The following is a 17,538-nucleotide window of genomic DNA, read 5'->3' as shown; positions in this document are numbered from 1 at the left end:
CACCCGCCTCCCCACGTGCTGGCGGCTGCGGCGAGCGGCCTACGTCGCCGGGGCCATCTGTCCGACGGTTCGGCCCGCCGAACGAAGCTGGAACGCAAACACGATCTCCATGACGCCCAACACGAGCAGCCACACGCCGAGGACGACAGCGAGCGTCAGCAGGGAGATCCCCGGCCAGACCAGGACCACTATTCCGGCCGCGACGCTGAGCAGCCCCATCAGCACGGTCCAACCCCGTCCGTGCATTCTGGAGTCTGTGAGCGCTGTGAAGACCTCGATGGCTCCGTTCACGATCCAGAAGATCCCGAGGATGACGGCCAATGCGGCGATGGTCACCAGCAGGTGACGCAGGGCGTACAAGCCGGCGATGAACGACAGCACGCCCAACAACGCCAGCAACACCCGCGTGCCGCCGCCCTCGCCGTCGGCGGCAATGGCCGAGACGAAGTAGAAGACTCCGGCCACGAGCAGTTGGATGCCGAACAGTATTGCGACCACCTTGATCGTTCGGTCCGGCCACGCCAGGACCACGACCCCGAGGAGCAGCGTGATGATTCCATAGGCCAGCGGCCAGCCCCAGTGCCGTCCGGCTCCGCGCAGAAGTTTGGTGGTGTTATCCGCGAGCACATCGCTCATTCGAACCCCTCCGATCCGGCACGTACCGCTCCGGCGTGACCGACGCTCACGCTTCCGCGGCGACCCGCCTTCGAGGCTACTCTCACCGGCTCCGGACCGGCAGTGGCCGCGTCATCGGCGTCCTGCGCCGTGCCGTGGCCTGGGTTCGCCCAGTACGACGTCACCATCGAACGGGTGCCGTCCGACAAGGGTGCCGCCTACCGCTCACACGCCTGGCACCAGGCCCGCACCGACCGTGGATCAGACAACTGGGTGCCCGACTGTGATCATCCGCCGTCAGCGGGGTCGGGGCTGCTGCGCAATGAGGACCACCGCCGTCACGAGCATCACAGCACCGACCGACGCCAGAACCACGCGGACCTGCTTGACCGTGAACGTGCTGCCGATTCCCACCAAGCACAGCACCGTGGCCAGCAGCACCGTGATCCGGACGTAGTTGTCGGCAACAGTTGCTGAGTGATACCCACTGGCGGTGGCCGCGTCGGCGCGTCCATCGAGCTGGTTGGCTTGGTCCTTCTCCGGCTGCCGGTACCGGCATGTAGGTCGGACCTGGCAGGGCTGACGGATTGTGGTCGGGGTCGGTTGCCCGCCAGGCGTCGAACGCGACCCGGAATCCCGGCTGGAACCGGCGCTCGGCGATCGTCATCTTCTCGCGGTTGTCGAGCGTGTAGGCGGTGAACCAGGCGTTGAAGGCGCTCGCGTCGAAGTTGCGGTTCTCGGCGGCAACAGCAAAGGCTCGGTTCGCCTCGATGCGCAGCGCGGATCCATGCGCGAGGTCCAGGCGGGACTCGGTGCCCCATTTGGCCGCGGAGTAGCCCGCCCAGGCAGTCACGACGGTGACGACCGACAGGAGTGCGGCCTCCAATATGGCAATGACCTCCCGTCGGTGCTCGCCGTGCGCCCCTTGCTCGCCATGCCGATGGTGCTCGAGCTCTTTGGCCGCCTCGGACGGCGTCAAACCCTCAGCCATGGTCGTCGGAAGCGCTGACGGCGATCGTCACGGACAACCAGGGGCTGGACATGACTTCGACGTTGCCAGCACCGGAGTCCGTCGGCGTCACCCGGAGGGTGTGACTCAGCGCAAGAGTGGCCTGTGTCCTGTCCGCGCCGGCACCTGCTGGAGCGGGGTTATTGGTGGGGGCTGTGCCGCCGGGTCAGCACCCGTGCGGCCTCCCGGAACGGCACCACCAGGTACACCGCTATGCAGAAGTAGAGCGCTATCGCCAGTATCGGCACGACGAGCCCGATGAGAATCGTGATCAGATACGCGATGACGATGGGCAGGAACTTCCGCTGGCTTGTGTGCAGCTCCTCGCCCTCTTTTGGCGGGGAGTAGAGGTGCTCGTGCCGCGCGCGTCCAGGGCGGCCCCCAGGAGGCGGATGGCCAGGAGCGTGAGCCCGTACATGGTGGCTACACCCGTTCGCCGCTGGCGTTACGCAGGGCGTCGGCGACGAGTTGCGTCGGGAAGGGCAGGAAGACGACCACGAGCAGGACGAGCAGGTTGAGGCGCAGGAACAGCGGATCGGTCTGTGCGAGCTGATCGGTCAAGGCGGTGTGCTGTAGCCACGCACCGCCGATGGTCAGGAAGCTGACGACGTAGGCCACGTAGGCGGGCCAGGCGTGAACCACCTGCTGCAGGGGTGTGCCCGGTGGGCGGAGGGCGATATCCAGGACGAGCAGCGTGATGGCGAATCCGAAGACGCCGTCGCTGAATCCTTCCATCCGGTCCTTGCCAAGGACCCGGCGTCCGCGCGGAGTGTCTGGGTCGACCGGCACGGCACCGCCTCCTTCGCTTCGGCCGGCAGGCAGCAGGACCTACCGGATCGTCAGACGCCCTCGACCGCTTTCAGCCTCCCGGATCGGACCGCGTTGACGAACTCGGTGTAGTCCCGCTCGTTCTGGTCGGCGTACCGCTGCGAGAAGTCGGTGATCGACTTGTCGAACGCGTCGCTGGTGCCCAGGTATGCGGCGATGGCGACCGGGTCCCCGGACCGGGCGTGGGCGCGGGCCAGCGTCCACCCGCAGATGCGCGCGTAGTAGGTGAGCCCGAGCGGTATCATCTCCTCGACCACGGCCGAGCCCTTCATGTCGCGCAGCTGGCGCCAGTAGAAGTGGCGGCTCACGTCCAGCCCCTTGGTCCAGCCCAGGTAGATGTCGCTGGCGGCCTGCATCATCCGCTGCCCCTGCACCACCCGCTCGCCGTGCTGCCGGTACCGGCTTTTGCCCACATAGGGCTCGAGAACCGAGGCCGTCGCCTCCTTGATCTGCAGGAACAGCGGATCCTGTGCGTCGCGCCCCTGCAGCAGCACGATGAACGCCCGGGTCCCGACGCTGCCGACCCCGACGACCTTCCGCGCCATGTCCACAAACTCGAAGCGCTCCAGCAGATGGCGCCGGTCATCCTGCAACGTGGCACGGTAGGCGCGGAACTCCTCGCTGAACTTCGGCATCACCTGGTCGGCGGTCAGCCCGTAGGTGGCGGCCAGGTCACGCGCAGGGACCACGATGGGCGGCTGGCTGACGATCCGGTAGGTGCCATCGACCTGCTCACAGAGCTTGGACAGCGCCTGCAGGCTGTCGCGGGTGTGTGCCTTCGCGGCGGTCTTCTCCGCCCGCTTCTCCGCGCGCTTCGCCGCCTTCTCCTCTTCCCTGTCCGCCTTCTCCTGCTTCGCCGCCCGTTTCTCGGCCTTCTTGGGCGCCTTCGCCCGTTTGTCCGCCTTTTCCTGCTTCGCCGCCTGTTTCTTCTGCTTCACCGTCCCGGCCACCGCGGTGCGGATCGAGGCCCTGAGCTCGTCCTCGTCCAGGTGGGCATACCAGATGTCCATCGTGCCCATCTGAGCGAAGGAGGCCATTGCCTCCCGGTAGGCCCGCACCGACGCCAGCGTCGCGTCGCGTGCGTCCGTCTTGGCGAACCCGTTGTTGCGGGCCGCGATGGTGAAACTGGCCGCCATCCGCTTCACGTCGTACTCGAACGGCCCGGGCAGCGTCTCGTCGAAGTCGTTCACGTCGAACAGCAGGACCCGCTCGGGCGAGGCGAACAGGCCGAAGTTCGACAGGTGCGCGTCGCCGCACAGCTGGGTCTCCAGTCCGGCGACCGGCGTGTCCGCCAGGTCCGCCGCCATGATCTTGGCCGCGCCCCGGTAGAAGGTGAACGGCGAGACCATCATCCGGCCGTGGCGGACGGGCACCAGGTCCTGCTCGCGGGTAGTGTCCTGCTCCTCCAGCAGGGCGACCGGGTCAGGGCGGTCCGTAGCGGGCCGCCACTTGGTGTGGCTTGACAGCTCCGCCCGGTTCCGGGCCTCCAAGCCCTCGGCTTCGCGCTCGCCGACGCTCGGATGCGCGAGCTTTCTTGCGACCATTTGGCTCACCTCCGTGCTCACCGCCCACGCTGCCCCGCTCCAGGCGGCGAGCGCTCCCCCGCACACTCAGGACCCGGCGCTACGCACTGCGTTTCTTGTGCACCCCTGCTTCACGAGCCTAGGCCTCAACAGCGGAAAGGGCACCTCCCGGCAGGGAGGGATTTCGGCCCCCCAAATAGGGCAGTCTTGGCCGCAGTCGACTCGAATCAACACCTCTTTGTCTTGTTTCCACGCTGTTCCGACGCTGAATTGGTGAGCGTGCGCGGTCTTCAGGCGACTCCTTACGACTGAGCCGTGCCGGTTTGATACTGCGAGTCTTGGCGTACCCGGTCGGCGGGCTCAAGCCTCCGCCGTCCTCGATGACCTGTCGCGTACATCTACCGATTCGTTGGTATAGACCAGCTCGTCCACCTGACCGGCACGGATCCCCGGCCTCTCGGAGCGGTCGCGAATCGCGTCGGCAGCCTTCCCGAACCCGGTCCTCAGACCATGGCACGTGGGACGTCGATCTTCGCCCCAAGGCACCGTCCGAAGGCCGTTCTGAGGGATGATTTCACCAGACCTCGCCGGGTGACATGTTGACGAGCGGAACAGACGGCGCCGGCGCTCGCCCACCCACCAGTAGTTCGCCGAGGAGTTGTGGCTGCGGCTCAGCGGGGCTCGGCGAGCGGCAGTCGTCGTCGAGGGGGTGGGCGGGTTGGTCGTTGATCCGTTTCCATTGGCGGTTGCAGTTGCGCTTAGCCCGGTTCCGGTCATCGCGACGTTGTTGATGCTCCTGGCACGGCGTTCGACGGACACCGGGCTGGGGTTCTTGCTTGGTTGGACAGCCGGAATCGCCGGAGTGACGACGGTGTTCACCCTTGCCACCTCGACATCCGGGGAAGGACGCTCGGACACGTCTCCGCCGGCGACCGACTGGATTCTCTTGTGGTTGGGTCTGCTCCTACTGCTCCTGGGGATTCGCGGGTGGTTGCGGCGGGCGAGGTCGCCGGCTGTGACGACACGTCCCCGTTGGATGAATGCGCTCGACTCCTTGTCCCGGGTCAGGGCCGCGGGCTTGGGAGTGGTGCTCTCGGCGTTGAATCCGAAGAACCTGACGATCTGTGCGGTGGCCGGGACAATGATCGGCGGCACGTCAGGGAAGACTGTTGAGCAGGTTGCCGCGATCGCCGTCTTCACCGTCATCGGGACCAGCACCGTGGCCCTCCCCGTGCTCTCCTACCTGGTCGCGAGGGACCGGCTCCGACCCTCGCTGGACGGCCTACGGGAGTGGCTGGAGCAGAACAGCAGGGCCGTGGTGAGCGCACTGTTCATGGTGATCGGTCTGGTGCTTCTCGCCCAGGCTCTCATCCGCCTCGCGGGCTGAGCGTCGGTGCATGCCCTTACTCCGTTTGGCCTAGTCCGGCCCGAGCCCTGCCTGCCGGACAGCGGTCACGGCGTGTCCGGGACGGCGAGGGCGAGCGCGATTACCCGTTGAGGACGAGGCGCCCAGGCGGTGCCGCCCGCAGGCTTGACGCACGCTCTCGAGAGTAGGGGGTCAACCATTCGATTGCCCGAGCCCACCAGCGGGGCCGGGCCGCCACAGTTTCCCACTTCGAGGAGGAGAGGTCGATGACCACGACAAGAGAGAGGTCGATGACCGCGACGATCGAGCATCCGAGCGTCGACGATCGCCGGGCCCTGGGCAAGGATGCCGGCCACCAGACGCCTCCGTCCAGCCATGCGGGATGGGAGCCGGCAGCGCACCGCCCCGACCCGGTCGCCCTGCTGGAGGACCAGAACCTGACGCGTGAGCAGGACCTGGTGCCGGTGCGCCACGGCCGGATGATGGTGTCGCCGTTCACGTTCTACCGTGGCGCGGCCAAGATCATGGCTGCCGACCTGAAGGACACGCCGAGGGCCGGGTTGACCGTACAGCTGTGCGGCGACGCGCACCTGTCCAACTTCGGAGGATTCGCTTCCCCCGAGCGCCGGCTGATGTTCGACGTCAACGACTTCGACGAGACTCTGCCGGGGCCGTTCGAGTACGACGTGAAGCGAATGGCGGCGAGCTTCACCATCGCTGCCCGCAACAACGGCTTCCGGAAGGCGGAGGTCCGGGATGTGACCGTCGCGTCGGTGGCGGCGTATCGCGAGGCGATGGCCGACTTCGCGCAGATGCGCACCCTGGACATTTGGTACGCGCACCTCGACGAAGAGGATATCCTCGCGTCCGCACGCTTGCAGGAGAAGGGCAAGAAGTCGAAGAAGGACGTCAAGCGCGCCAAGAAGACCTTCGGCAAGGCCCGGACCCGGGACAGCTTGCAGGCGTTGTCCAAGCTCGCCGAGCTGGTCGACGGGAAGTACCGGATTGTCAGCCAGCCGCCGATCGTGGTGCCACTGCGCGACCTGGCCGCCACCGACTACGGGCTGGCGCCGGAGTCAGTGGGCAAGGCGCTCCATGACCAGTTCCGCGCCTACCGGCAAACCTTGCAGAACGACCGGCGTCAGCTGCTGGAGCGGTACGAGCTGGTCGATCTGGCCCGGAAGGTCGTCGGCGTCGGCAGTGTCGGGACCCGGGCGTTTATCGGACTGCTCCAGGGCAGGGACGGACAAGACCCGCTGTTCCTGCAGGTCAAGGAGGCCACCGCGTCGGTGCTGGAGGACCACCTGCCGAAGAGCCGCTTCAGGCAGCCCGGTGAGCGGGTCGTGCAAGGGCAGCGGATGATGCAGGCCGCCAGCGACATCTTCCTCGGCTGGACGAAGGGAGCGGACGTTTCACGCCACTTCTACTGGCGGCAGTTGCGCGACATGAAGGGCTCGGCAGACGTCGAGGCCATGTCACCGACCGGCCTCGCCTTCTACGCACAAACCTGCGGTTGGACGCTGGCCCGGGCACATGCACGATCCGGAGACCCGATCGCCATCAACGCGTACCTCGGCGACTCGGACGCGTTCGACCTGGCGATTACCGACTTCTCGCGGCGCTACGCCGACCAGAACGACCGTGACTACGACGAATTCGTGACCGCGATCCGGTCCGGCAAACTCCAGGCACTCGAAGGCGTCTGAGACGCGGAGGAGGTCAGCCGACGCTGACGCTATTACCCACTCAGGGTAATGCCAACCGAAGCGGCCGACACCATCGTGAAAAGGAGCAGCAGGCGCGGGTCACGGTCGAATGTGGCTCCGGCAGCCACACAAAGCAAGGGCGGCGAGGACATTGGCTGAAGTAGATCGCACCAGCCTTCCGATGAGGCGACCGACGTTCGCGGGAGTGGCCAACCGGACGTTGGCCGGCTCCCAGCCGGACTGGAACCTGATCGGGCATCCGACCGCACCCGACGACGCCCCGAATGTTCTGCTCGTGCTGATCGACGATGCCGGGTTCGGCAACCCGAGCACGTTCGGCGGCCCGATCCGGACGCCGAACTTCACGCGCATGGCCGACGGCGGTTTGCGCTACAACCGGATGCACGTCACGGCGCTGTGCTCGCCCACTCGGGCAGCCTTGCTGACCGGGCGGAACAACCACGCCGTCGGGTTCGGTTCCGTCGGTGAGTTCGCCGGCGGCTTTCCCGGTTACTCAGCCACGTTGCCTCGTGACTGCGCGCCGTTGCCCCGGATCCTGCGGGAGAACGGGTACAGCACGGCGGCGTTCGGCAAGTGGCACCTGACGCCCGACGGGCAACAAGGCCCGGCCGGGCCGCTCGACCGGTGGCCGAACGGTTGGGGATTCGACTACTTCTACGGGTTCCTCGGTGGCGGGGCCAGCCAGTATGACCCGTGCTTGGCGGAGAACCAGAAGATCATCGGTACGCCGCCCGAGTTCTACGACGAGGAGAATCCGTACTACTTCCCGGACGCGATGGCGGACAGGACCATCGAGTGGCTGCACGCCGTCCGCGGTCAGGATGCTTCCAAGCCCTTCTTCGCTTATTTCTCGACGGGCTGCAGTCACGCTCCACACCATGTCGCGAAGGAGTGGGCCGACCGGTACAAGGGCCAGTTCGACCAAGGCTGGGACCAGTTGCGCGAGCAGACCTTTGCGCGGCAGAAGGAACTCGGGGTCATTCCACCCGACGCCGAACTGACGCCCCGGGACCCGGCGTTCCCCGCGTGGGACGACGTACCGGACAAGTTGAAGCCGTTCTACGCCCGCCAGATGGAGGTGTACGCCGGCTACTCGGAGAACGCCGACCACAACGTCGGGCGGGTGATCGACGCGATCGACGAACTGGGCGAGCTCGACAACACGTTGATCATCTGGATCTGGGGTGACAACGGCGCCAGCATGGAGGGGACTGTGACCGGCTCGTTCAACGAGCTGACGATGCAGAACGGCATCCCGCTCACTGACGAGATGCAGCTGCAGCTGTCCGAGCGATACGGCGGAGTCGACGCCTGGAGTACGTCGATGATGGCGCCGCACTACGCGGCGGCCTGGGCGTGGGCGGGAAATACGCCGTTCAAGTGGGGTAAGCAGGTCGGCTCACACCTGGGCGGGACGCGCAACCCCTTGGTGCTGCACTGGCCGGACCGCATCACCGATCGTGGCGGCATGCGCTCGCAGTTCGCTCACGTGATCGACATCGCACCGCTGGTTCTCGACGTGACGGGGATCCCGCTGCCGCGGACCGTTGACGGGATCGAGCAGGCGCCGATGCACGGGACCTCGTTCGCCGCGTCGATGACCGACGAGGCTGCGCCTGAGCATCGATCGCAGCAGTACTTCGAAACCATCGGCAACCGGGCCATGTACAAGGACGGCTGGTGGCTGGCGATGAAAACCGAGCGCATTCCGTGGGTGATCACTCCCGACGCGCTCAGGCCCTACGCCCCCGACGTGTGGGATCCGGACGCGGGGCCCACCGAGCTGTACTACTTGCCGGACGACTTCACCCAGGCGAAGGATCTGGCCGGTGAGCACCCGGACAAGGTGCGCGAGCTCAAGGAGCTGTTCTGGCAGGAGGCCGAGCAGTACAAGGTCCTGCCACTGCTCGCGACGCTGTCGACCTTCTTCGGGATGCTGCCACCGTTGCCGGAGCAGACGACGTTCGAGTTCCGGGGCGACGTGCAGAACGTGATGTCCGGGATGATCCCGCGGATCTACAACCATTCCTACGCGATCCAGGCCGACCTGGTCGTGCCCGAGGGTGGGGCCGAAGGTGTGATCGTCGCTGAAGCGGACCACCTCGGTGGCTTCACCCTTTATGTGAAGGACGGCAAGCTCACGCATACCTACTCGATGATGGGCGTGTCGGTTTTCAAACAGGTCGCTGACGAGGCAATGCCCACCGGCGAGGTGACGGTCCGGATGGAGTTCGAGGCCGACGGTGCACAGCCGGCGACCGGCGGCGATGTGACCTTGTTCGTCGACGGCCGACCGGTCGGCAAGGGACGGATGGATCACACCGTGCCGATCCGGTTCTCCGGCTATTCGGGCATGGATATCGGCAGAGACAACGGCGGCGTCGTCGACCTCAGTTACGAGAGCGAGAAGCCGTTCGCGTTCACCGGGACGGTCAAGAAGGTTGTGTTCGACATCAAACCGCATCTGTCCGCCGATGACGAGATGAACATCCACGCTTCTGAACAGCACGGACAGGCCGCGCACGGCCTGTCCGGGTGACGCACGGCACCGCAAGGAGGACTGCCATGGGGTTCGATGACGAGACCACCGATGTGCTCATCGGGGGGTACCTGTCGGTTGATGCAGCACAGGAGGATTACGAGGCGGCCCTGAACTGCGGCGAGCGCCTGTGGGGCGCCGTCGTGGTGAGCAAGGACCTCGAGGGCAACGTCACGGTCGAGCAGTCCGACCACATGGTCGAGGAGGGCGCCGCCGGGCTGGCCGCCGTGGGATTCGCAGTCGGTCTCTTCGCACCGCCGCTGCTGGCGGCGACCGCGATCGGAGCAGCCGTGGGAGCAGTCGGCGGAAAGCTCTTGCACAAGAAGTCGAGCAAACAGATCGAAGAGCAGGCCGGGGAGACGATTCCCATCGGCGGCGCCGGTCTGATCCTGGCGTACCCGCACAAGGCTGCAGGGATGGTCGAGCCCGCGGTGACGCGAGCGATCAAACACGTGGTAGGCGAGGCGGACGGTCATCACGTGAAGGCCCTCAAGAGCGCCCTGGCCGACGCCGAACGCAAGATGGCCGAAGCCGGCGGCTGATGCTTGGTCAAGCAACGGGCGGACGACCGGCAACGCCAGACCGCACAGGCCACTGCGCCGATTGGGCGAGCGGCGCCGTGGCTGCGCCGGCCGGCCGGGTGCGAAGCCCGACGTCAGGCTGTGATCTCGCGGCAGCGTAGGGAAATGATCTCGACGTTGAGACTGTCGAGCCGACGAGCGAGGTCTGCGACCCGCGGAGGCTCCGCGCTCACGATCAACAGCAACGTTGTTGCGGGGCGGGCCGTAGTCAGGGCGCCATCGGGGAGCGCCGAGGTCGTGAGTGGTCCGATCCGACCGGTGACCAGGGCCTCGCAGATCATGTCGACCGCACGGGTCGAGGTCCCGGCGACAATGCCTGGATCTCCGCTTCGCGGCCTTCGTCGACGTCGGCCACCTGACGCAGCGCGACGACCTTGAGGCCGAGAGCGTGGAGCAGGTCCAGCAGCCCCACCAGCGCGGACTGGTCAGGAGTCCTTGCCCGGATCAGGGTGGTGACCGGCACAGTCGTCGTGAAGACCTTCCCGACCTCGGCGTCGAGTTCGGACAGGACGCTGGGACTGAGTTGGCCGACGATCTGGACCTCGTAGACCCAACTGGTCATTGCTGCCACCTCGGCGTCGGAGACTCTTGACATCCAGCGTCGCCGCGCCACCGCGCCAAGCGCATTATCCGCAGTGGGTAGTCGGCCGCTGCGAAATGATCCGGGCCGCGGTGGGTTGCTGTGGGGCGATTTTCGCTTAGGCTGAGACCGAATGGAGCCGCTGGGGGATGGCCCAGAGGTGGGGGCTGAAGTGGATACTTCGGAGGTCGGAGAACTGACGGGGGTGATGCCCACTCCTGAGAGCGCCGAGGGCACAGTACGAGAGTCGCCCGGCGTCGGGTCAGCTCAAGGCGAAGGTACGCCGCTGCCCGCGGCGAGTTTGCTGACCAGCAAGCTGACTGCACCGCAGCTTCCGTCTGGGCTGGTGGTCCGTTCGCGGCTCGTGGACCGGCTGGAGGCGGGGGCCTCCGGACGGATGACGTTGGTGAGTGCGGGAGCTGGCTGGGGCAAGACGATCCTCGTCGCCGGCTGGGCCACGCAGCGATCTGCGGCCCTGCCCGTGGCCTGGTTGTCGTTGGACTCATTCGACAACGACCCTGTCCTCTTCTGGTCGTACCTGGCGGCTGCGGCTCACCGCAGCGGCGTGGCCCCGGGCGGAGCGCTCGGATCGCTGATGATCAGACCGCCGGTTGGCCAAGAGGTCGTACGAAGGATCATCTTCGAGTTGTCACAGCTGCGACGTCCGCTGACCCTCGTTCTCGACGACTTCGGCGAGATCCACAATCCGGAAATCCTGAACGGGATCACCGAGATGCTTCGCCACCCCCTGCCACTCCACCTGGTGATCGTGACCCGATCTGACCCGAATCTGCACCTCCACCGGCTCCGCGTCGACGGCGCGCTCGCGGAGGTACGCGCGGAGGACCTGGCCTTCACCGAGGCGGAGTCCCACGAGCTCTTGGTGCGATCAGGGGTCGACCTGCCGGCTGCGCTGAGCAGTCGAATCCTGGATCGAACCGATGGATGGGCCGCCGGGCTCCGGCTGGCGGCGATGTTCGCGGCCACCAGAGCAGAGTTCGACCGCATCGAGGAGTTCACCGGGAACGACGCGGGCGTCGCCGAGTATCTGTTCGACGAAGTCCTCGCGGCCTTGCCCGCGGAGCGCCGCCGCTTCTTGCTGCGGACGAGCGCCGCGGACCGCATGTGCGCCGACCTGGCCGATCTGCTGACCGATCGCAGTGGGAGTCAGAGGGAGTTGGAGAGCTTGGTGCGGTCCAACGCCTTCGTGGTGGCCCTCGGAACAGACCGCCGCTGGTTCCGATACCACCCGCTCCTGGTCGACTTGCTCCGTCACCGGCTGCTCTTGGACGACCCGGACCTCGTGCCTGAACTGCACCGGCGGGCGGCGCGGTGGTTCGCCGGCCACGGAGAGGCGATCGAAGCGGTCCGCCACGCGGTTCGGGCGCAGGACTGGCAACTCGTCGGCGAACTGATGGTCGATGGCGCCGCGATGCGTGCCCTGTCGGCGGAGCGGCAGGCGTTCGGAGCACTCCTGGCGGAGATTCCCGCCGCAGAGTTGCACTCCAGCGCAGAGTTGAGGGCAAGCGCGGCGATCGCCTGCTTCATCGCCCGTGACTATGCGGGATTCAGCAACCATATCGCGCACGCACGAGGCTTGTTGACCGAACGCGACGAGGCGTCCCGCAGATCGCTCGAGCTGTTCCTCGGCGTAGCCGACCTCGTGCTGAGCCGTGTACAGGGCAGCGTGCCCGACTTGATCGTGGCTGCCAGGCAGCTGCTGCGGCGGCTGTCCGACCCCGAGGTGGCGCGACTGCCGGCCGCGTCCACGTACGAGGCACCGGCGTTGAGCAATCTAGGGGTGGGGCTCGTCTGGTCGGCCCACACCGACGAGGCCGAGCAGCCGCTGCGCGAGTCGATGGGCGTCGCCACCACCACCAGAATTGACCTCACGGTGGTGAACAGCCTTGGCTACTTGGCACTGATCGAGTGGGAGCGGGGCCACCTGCAGGCCGCGCACGACCTGGCGGCCCAGGCGCTGGAGATCATCGAGCAGCGGGGTTGGACCGAGCATGCCCAGGCCATTGTGGTCTACCTGGTCCTGGCCCGGATCGAGTTGGAGCGAAACCACCGCGAGATCGCCCAGATGTTCATCGACGCCGCCCTGGCCGCCGAGCGCAACGACCCGGACCGCACCCCCTATCCGGCGCTGCGCGCGACCCAGGCGCGGCTGTGGCTCGCGGCGGGGGAAGTCAATCGGGCCGAGGACCTGATGGTCGTCCTGGGCTCTGAGCTGGAAGATCGTGCGATGGCGCCGCTCCTCGGTCGATGGGTCACAGTCGTCCAAGCCGAGATCGATCTGGCCCGTGGACGTCACGACGCCGCCGTGAATCGGTTACGTTCACTGCTCGCCGCGCCAACTGCAGGCGACGATGCGATGACCAGCGCACCTGGTGGCACCGCGGGTCTCGACGAGGTCAGACTGTGCCTGGCGCGGGCCGAGCAGGTTCTCGGCAATCTGACAGTGGCGGAGGACATCTTGTCGCCGCTGCGCGAGCAATGCCCGAGTGCGGTGATAAAGGCCCGGGCTTGGCTCGTGACCGCGCTGGTGGCCGACAGTCAGCGGGAGGACCATCGAGCCCTTGCTGCTGTGGACCAGGCGCTGTCCATTGCCGAATCAGAGGACATTCGCCGGCCATTCGTCGCCCTCGGCAACGGGCGCCCCGAGGCACTGCTGAGGCATCGGCTACGACTCTGGGACGGTGCGGATCCGGCTGCCCGGCAATTCGTTGACGCCCTTCTCGAGGACATCGGCTCGGCCGACCGCATCGCTGTCGAACCCACGCCTCTTGACGAGCCCCTCACAGATCGCGAATACGTTGTCCTCAGCCATCTGGCGACGCTCGAAACCAACGACGAGATCGCCACAGAACTCTTCGTATCCGTCAACACCGTGAAGGCACATGCCCGGGGCGTGTACCGCAAGCTCGCAGTCCACAGTCGCCGCGAGGCGGTCCGCCGGGCGCGTGAGCTCGGACTGATTTGAGCTCCCTTCGCCACAACCTCAGCGCACCCTCGGCGGCCTCCCACCAGGCCCCAAGAGCAACAAGCCCCGAACCCAAGGACGGTTCGGAGCCATGCCGATGCCTTGAGACATCACACAGCGCCCCGGCAGTGTTGCCCCCGGCAGGATTCGAACCTGCGACGCACGGGTTTAGGAAACCGACGCACCCCACCGACTTACGCCCCTCCAGGTGTATCTAGCCCACACCAGTTCGGCTGGCCTCGACTCCAGTCGACCCTGATCGACGCCTCTTTGTTCCCACGGTGTTCCCCCGCTGAACTGATGAGCGCGGCGACGCGACGCACAGCTGCAGCGGGGCGGAGGCGTGGGCGTCCTACTGGATTTCGACGTCGGCCGCGACCCGCCTGGGCCTGCTGTTCTGTGACGTACTGGCGCAGAGTACTTGTTCCTAACCAGTCCCATGCCCCGTGCCTTTCATTCCCGGGTCGCGTCCTGGACCTGCCCGAAGCTAAGCCTCGTGTGGACAGGGCGGGTGACTGTTGGCCTTGCGCGACGGATTCACGCTGCACCGCAGTGGAGGCGCAGCGCGTCGATCTGGGTGGGGGTACCGAACACGATCAGGATGGTCTGGGGCTCGAGCCGAGTATCGGGAGTCGGGTTGGGCAGGAACATGCCGGTGCTGCTGGGCCGGACGGCGAGCAGTAGGGCTCCAGTGGTCTCCAACAGGGCTGCGTCGCGTAAAGAGCGGCCGGCTAGCCGCGACGCGGAGGGAATCTCAACCTCCTCGATCCGGAAATCGAGGGCCTCATCGTGCATGACCACGTCGAGGAATTCTGCGACGTGCGGCTGCTGTGCAAAGGCCGCCATTCGCCGACCGCCGATCAGTTGCGGGTTGACGGCCCGATTGGCGCCCGCGCGGACGAGCTTAGCCTTGGAGGCCTCGGTGCGGGCACGAGCGATGATGACCAACTCAGGCCGCATGGCGCGGCTGGACAGCGTGACGTAAACGTTGTCGGCGTCGGTGTCGACTGCAGCGATGAGCGCGCGGGCGCGGGCGATACCGGCGGCTGCGAGAACGTCGTCATCTGTGACGTCGCCGAGCACAGTCGCGTGCTCAAGCCCTTCCAGTCGGTCAGGGTTGCGATCGATGACGACGATTTGCTGTCCAGTGGCGGCGAGGTAGTGTGCGCTCGCGCGTCCGACGCGGCCCCACCCGCAGATTATGAAGTGGTCGGTCATTCGGCTGATGTCACGGTCCATTCGACGCCTTTCCAGGTGCTGCTGCAGGTGTCCTTCGATCAGGGCCTCGAGCAGGACGCCCAACGTGTACAGCGCGGTTCCGACTCCCGCCAGGATGAGCACAATCGTGAACAGCTTGCCGGCGGCGTTGAACGGATGTACCTCGCGGAAACCAACGGTCGTTACGGTGGTGACTGTCTGGTACAACGCATCGAGGACGCCGAACCCGAGGATGACGTACCCGAGCGTGCCAGCGCCGACCACGACCCCAAGGGCCAGGAGCGCGAGGCGGATCCGGCGAAATGTCCCCACGAGTCGGATTATCCCTTCGTGCCGGCGTCCAGCCTCGGTCTCTTCGGCTGCAAGCAGGGACCGAGACCGGCCGCCACTAAAGGGGACTGCGTTTCGACCGTTTCGGGGACCTACGGCCGGTCCGCCGACAGGAGGATCGCGGTATATCTGAGAGATGAGCAGGGACGACAGCAGCAACCGATGGTTCGAGCCGGCGCTCTTCCAGCACCTGCCGCCCGAGGAGTGCCGAGAGCTCCTAGCCGCCAAGTCCGTGGGACGGGTGGGATTCAACGGCCCGGAAGGTGTTCAGGTGCTGCCCGTCAACTACGTCGTCCACCGGCGCAGCATCTTCTTTCGGACAGCAGCCGACAGCGCGCTGGCCAACGCGATGCGCCACAGCCGGGTCGCCTTCGAGATCGACGACATCGACGAGTTCCTGCAGCGCGGGTGGAGCGTCGTGGCCGTCGGTGACGCAGAGCTCGTCGACGACCAGGACACCCTCGTGGAGCTATGGGGAGAACAGGGGCCCAAGCCATGGGCGGTCGGCCTGCGCACCCAGTTCGTGCGGATCACACCGATCCGTCTGACCGGCCGCCGCGTCCTCCAGCAATAGCCCACAATCAGTCGGCGGCAAGAACCGATGTTCCGTGAGCCCGCTTCCGCGAGCAGCTGCCGGCGCCGAGGCGCGAACGCGTTTCCGTGCCAACGGCTGGTGTTTCGGCCCGCCCACTCCCTGCTGTCGGTGGTGCGGTTGTCATTGCAGAGCCGTTCCCGCCGAACTGTGGGGCAGGCTGCTCGTCAAGCGCCGCAGAGTGTCGGTCCTACGCTGTTTCGGGTGGGCAGGCGGTGTCGACAAGAACCCGGGCGGCGGCCTTCCCGGCGTCCGGGGTGGCGGGGTCGGCGTCGAGGACGCCGCCCGAGAGCCCGCCGTCGATCAGCAGGGTCAGCTGCCGGGCGAGGAGGTCGGGGTCGGCGGCACCGGCTCGGCGGGCCAGGTCAGTGACCCAGGCGCGGACGACGTTCTTGTGCTCGACGGTGCGCCCGTGCACGTCGGTGCCGGCCTCGGACTCTGCCGCTGCGTTGATGAATGCGCAGCCGTGGTAGCCCTCGCGCAGGCAGGCCGAGCTCAGGCCGTCGAACATCCCGACCAGCTGGTCGCGCGGGTCCTCGCCAGCGGTCCGGGCCGCGGCGCGAAGCTGGCCGAACCAGGCCTGGTCGACCTTGTCGAGGTAGGCCAGCACGAGGTCGTCCTTGCGCGGGAAGTGCTTGTACAGGGTGGCCTTCGCCACGCCGGACTCGGCGATCACTGTGTCTACCCCGACGCCGCGAGGACCGTGCGCGTAGAACAGCCGGAACGCGGTGTCCAGGATGCGCTCGCGCGCCGGCTTCGTGTTCATGGCCCCGCTCATGTGGTGCACCTTTCGACGTGATCCTGAGCCCATAGTATAGACAGATCTGTCTCCTAATGACTCCGCTTCCATAGATCGACCGATCTCAATGGCCATCATATAGGGAGATCTGGTCGCGGCTTGCGGGTAGACAGGTCTGTCTGTTAGCTTTCGCTGCAACGATCGATACGCAGGGAGCACCAATCATGAGAATCGCAGTTCTGGGCACCGGGATGGTCGGCCGCACCTTCGCGGCACGGCTGACCGAGCTGGGTCACGAGGTCACCGTCGGCACCCGTGACGTGGCCGCCACGATGGCGCGCACCGATACAGACGCGATGGGCAACTCGCCGTTCCCGGAGTGGGCGGCCGAGCACACCGCGGTCACGCTGGCCACCTTCGCCGACGCCGCGGCACCAGCCGAGCTCGTCGTGAACGCCACCACGGGATCCGCGTCGATCGCCGTACTGGAGGCCGCCGACGCCGCCGGCCTGGCCGGAAAGATCATTCTCGACATCGCGAACCCGCTCGACCACTCGGCCGGCATGCCGCCGACCCTGTTCGTCAAAGACACCGACTCCCTCGGTGAGCAGATCCAGCGCACCTTCCCCGACGCCAGGGTGGTCAAGGCGCTCAACACCATGAACGCCTACCTGATGGTCGATCCGCGGCAGCTCGCCGATGCTGACTTCTCGGCCTTCGTCTCCGGCAACGACCCCGATGCCAAGAAGACTGTCACTGTGCTGCTGGAGTCCTTCGGTCACACCGACGTGATCGACCTGGGCGACATCACCACGGCCCGCGGCACCGAGATGATCCTGCCGATCTGGCTGCGTCTGTGGGGCGCGCTGGGTACGCCGATGTTCAACTTCAAGATCGTCCGCTGA

14 protein-coding genes and 1 pseudogene are annotated in these 17,538 nt (G+C 66.6%); 9 read left to right on the top strand and 6 right to left on the bottom strand.

The window, feature by feature from the left end; all coding sequences use genetic code 11:
- Positions 1–39 precede the first annotated feature (39 nt).
- Positions 40–636, bottom strand: coding sequence for an HdeD family acid-resistance protein (locus OG555_RS05655; RefSeq protein WP_329481618.1), 597 nt, complete (start codon positions 634–636; stop codon positions 40–42).
- 113 nt (positions 637–749) lie between these two features.
- Here OG555_RS05655 and OG555_RS05650 point away from each other — a divergent pair.
- Positions 750–852: pseudogene (locus OG555_RS05650) on the top strand (IS481 family transposase); the annotation flags it as partial.
- Positions 853–937: 85 nt separating this feature from the next.
- Positions 938–1,072, top strand: coding sequence for a hypothetical protein (locus tag OG555_RS05645; protein ID WP_329484951.1), 135 nt, complete (start codon positions 938–940; stop codon positions 1,070–1,072).
- A 975-nt stretch (positions 1,073–2,047) separates the two neighbouring features.
- Here the strand turns inward: OG555_RS05645 and OG555_RS05640 are convergent.
- Entirely contained in the window at positions 2,048–2,413 is a 366-nt protein-coding gene (locus OG555_RS05640) for a TMEM175 family protein (protein ID WP_329481617.1), read from the bottom strand.
- 50 nt (positions 2,414–2,463) lie between these two features.
- The gene (locus OG555_RS05635) at positions 2,464–3,996 is read right to left on the bottom strand and encodes a DUF2252 family protein (protein WP_329481616.1); all 1,533 of its coding nucleotides are present in this window, start codon (positions 3,994–3,996) and stop codon (positions 2,464–2,466) included.
- Positions 3,997–4,765: 769 nt separating this feature from the next.
- On the opposite strand from OG555_RS05635, the gene OG555_RS05630 reads away from it, so the two are divergent.
- From OG555_RS05630 to OG555_RS05615, 4 genes are all read left to right on the top strand, one after another.
- Positions 4,766–5,362, top strand: coding sequence for a GAP family protein (locus OG555_RS05630; RefSeq protein WP_329481615.1), 597 nt, complete (start codon positions 4,766–4,768; stop codon positions 5,360–5,362).
- Between the two features lie 245 nt (positions 5,363–5,607).
- Entirely contained in the window at positions 5,608–7,047 is a 1,440-nt protein-coding gene (locus tag OG555_RS05625; protein ID WP_329481614.1) for a DUF2252 domain-containing protein, read from the top strand.
- A 181-nt stretch (positions 7,048–7,228) separates the two neighbouring features.
- Positions 7,229–9,607 (top strand): arylsulfatase, encoded by a 2,379-nt coding sequence (locus tag OG555_RS05620; RefSeq protein WP_329481613.1) that lies wholly within the window; start codon positions 7,229–7,231, stop codon positions 9,605–9,607.
- 26 nt (positions 9,608–9,633) lie between these two features.
- On the top strand, positions 9,634–10,149 hold the full coding sequence (locus OG555_RS05615) for a DUF1269 domain-containing protein (protein WP_329481612.1): 516 nt from the start codon (positions 9,634–9,636) through the stop codon (positions 10,147–10,149).
- Between the two features lie 316 nt (positions 10,150–10,465).
- Here the strand turns inward: OG555_RS05615 and OG555_RS05610 are convergent, their stop codons facing one another.
- Entirely contained in the window at positions 10,466–10,750 is a 285-nt protein-coding gene (locus OG555_RS05610; protein WP_329481611.1) for a hypothetical protein, read from the bottom strand.
- A 226-nt stretch (positions 10,751–10,976) separates the two neighbouring features.
- On the opposite strand from OG555_RS05610, the gene OG555_RS05605 reads away from it, so the two are divergent.
- Complete coding sequence (locus OG555_RS05605; RefSeq protein ID WP_329481610.1) at positions 10,977–13,754, top strand: LuxR C-terminal-related transcriptional regulator; 2,778 nt, start codon at positions 10,977–10,979, stop codon at positions 13,752–13,754.
- Positions 13,755–14,291: 537 nt separating this feature from the next.
- On the opposite strand, the gene OG555_RS05600 is transcribed toward OG555_RS05605, so the two are convergent.
- Positions 14,292–15,284: a potassium channel family protein gene (locus tag OG555_RS05600; protein WP_329481609.1), complete on the bottom strand. Its 993-nt coding sequence runs from the start codon at positions 15,282–15,284 to the stop codon at positions 14,292–14,294.
- Between the two features lie 154 nt (positions 15,285–15,438).
- Here OG555_RS05600 and OG555_RS05595 point away from each other — a divergent pair, with 154 nt between their 5' ends.
- Positions 15,439–15,876 (top strand): pyridoxamine 5'-phosphate oxidase family protein, encoded by a 438-nt coding sequence (locus OG555_RS05595; protein ID WP_329481608.1) that lies wholly within the window; start codon positions 15,439–15,441, stop codon positions 15,874–15,876.
- Positions 15,877–16,084: 208 nt separating this feature from the next.
- Here OG555_RS05595 and OG555_RS05590 read toward each other — a convergent pair whose 3' ends face one another.
- Complete coding sequence (locus OG555_RS05590; protein WP_329481607.1) at positions 16,085–16,672, bottom strand: TetR/AcrR family transcriptional regulator; 588 nt, start codon at positions 16,670–16,672, stop codon at positions 16,085–16,087.
- 185 nt (positions 16,673–16,857) lie between these two features.
- Here OG555_RS05590 and OG555_RS05585 point away from each other — a divergent pair, with 185 nt between their 5' ends.
- A complete protein-coding gene (locus OG555_RS05585; RefSeq protein ID WP_329481606.1) occupies positions 16,858–17,538 on the top strand; it encodes an NADPH-dependent F420 reductase in 681 nt (226 codons plus the stop codon).

The organism is Kribbella sp. NBC_01484, assembly GCF_036227145.1.
Classification (GTDB): domain Bacteria; phylum Actinomycetota; class Actinomycetes; order Propionibacteriales; family Kribbellaceae; genus Kribbella.
This window is presented reverse-complemented; position numbering and strand designations above follow the sequence as displayed.

Bases quoted from the DNA above. Each gene is read 5' to 3' on its own strand.
- OG555_RS05630 (WP_329481615.1), top strand. From the start codon at position 4,766: ATGCTCCTGGCACGGCGTTCGACGGACACCGGGCTGGGGTTCTTGCTT.
- OG555_RS05620 (WP_329481613.1), top strand. From the start codon at position 7,229: ATGAGGCGACCGACGTTCGCGGGAGTGGCCAACCGGACGTTGGCCGGC.
- OG555_RS05605 (WP_329481610.1), top strand. From the start codon at position 10,977: ATGCCCACTCCTGAGAGCGCCGAGGGCACAGTACGAGAGTCGCCCGGC.
- OG555_RS05610 (WP_329481611.1), bottom strand. From the start codon at position 10,750: ATGACCAGTTGGGTCTACGAGGTCCAGATCGTCGGCCAACTCAGTCCC.
- OG555_RS05645 (WP_329484951.1), top strand. From the start codon at position 938: ATGAGGACCACCGCCGTCACGAGCATCACAGCACCGACCGACGCCAGA.
- OG555_RS05595 (WP_329481608.1), top strand. From the start codon at position 15,439: ATGAGCAGGGACGACAGCAGCAACCGATGGTTCGAGCCGGCGCTCTTC.
- OG555_RS05625 (WP_329481614.1), top strand. From the start codon at position 5,608: ATGACCACGACAAGAGAGAGGTCGATGACCGCGACGATCGAGCATCCG.
- OG555_RS05585 (WP_329481606.1), top strand. From the start codon at position 16,858: ATGAGAATCGCAGTTCTGGGCACCGGGATGGTCGGCCGCACCTTCGCG.
- OG555_RS05615 (WP_329481612.1), top strand. From the start codon at position 9,634: ATGGGGTTCGATGACGAGACCACCGATGTGCTCATCGGGGGGTACCTG.
- OG555_RS05635 (WP_329481616.1), bottom strand. From the start codon at position 3,996: ATGGTCGCAAGAAAGCTCGCGCATCCGAGCGTCGGCGAGCGCGAAGCC.
- OG555_RS05590 (WP_329481607.1), bottom strand. From the start codon at position 16,672: ATGAGCGGGGCCATGAACACGAAGCCGGCGCGCGAGCGCATCCTGGAC.
- OG555_RS05655 (WP_329481618.1), bottom strand. From the start codon at position 636: ATGAGCGATGTGCTCGCGGATAACACCACCAAACTTCTGCGCGGAGCC.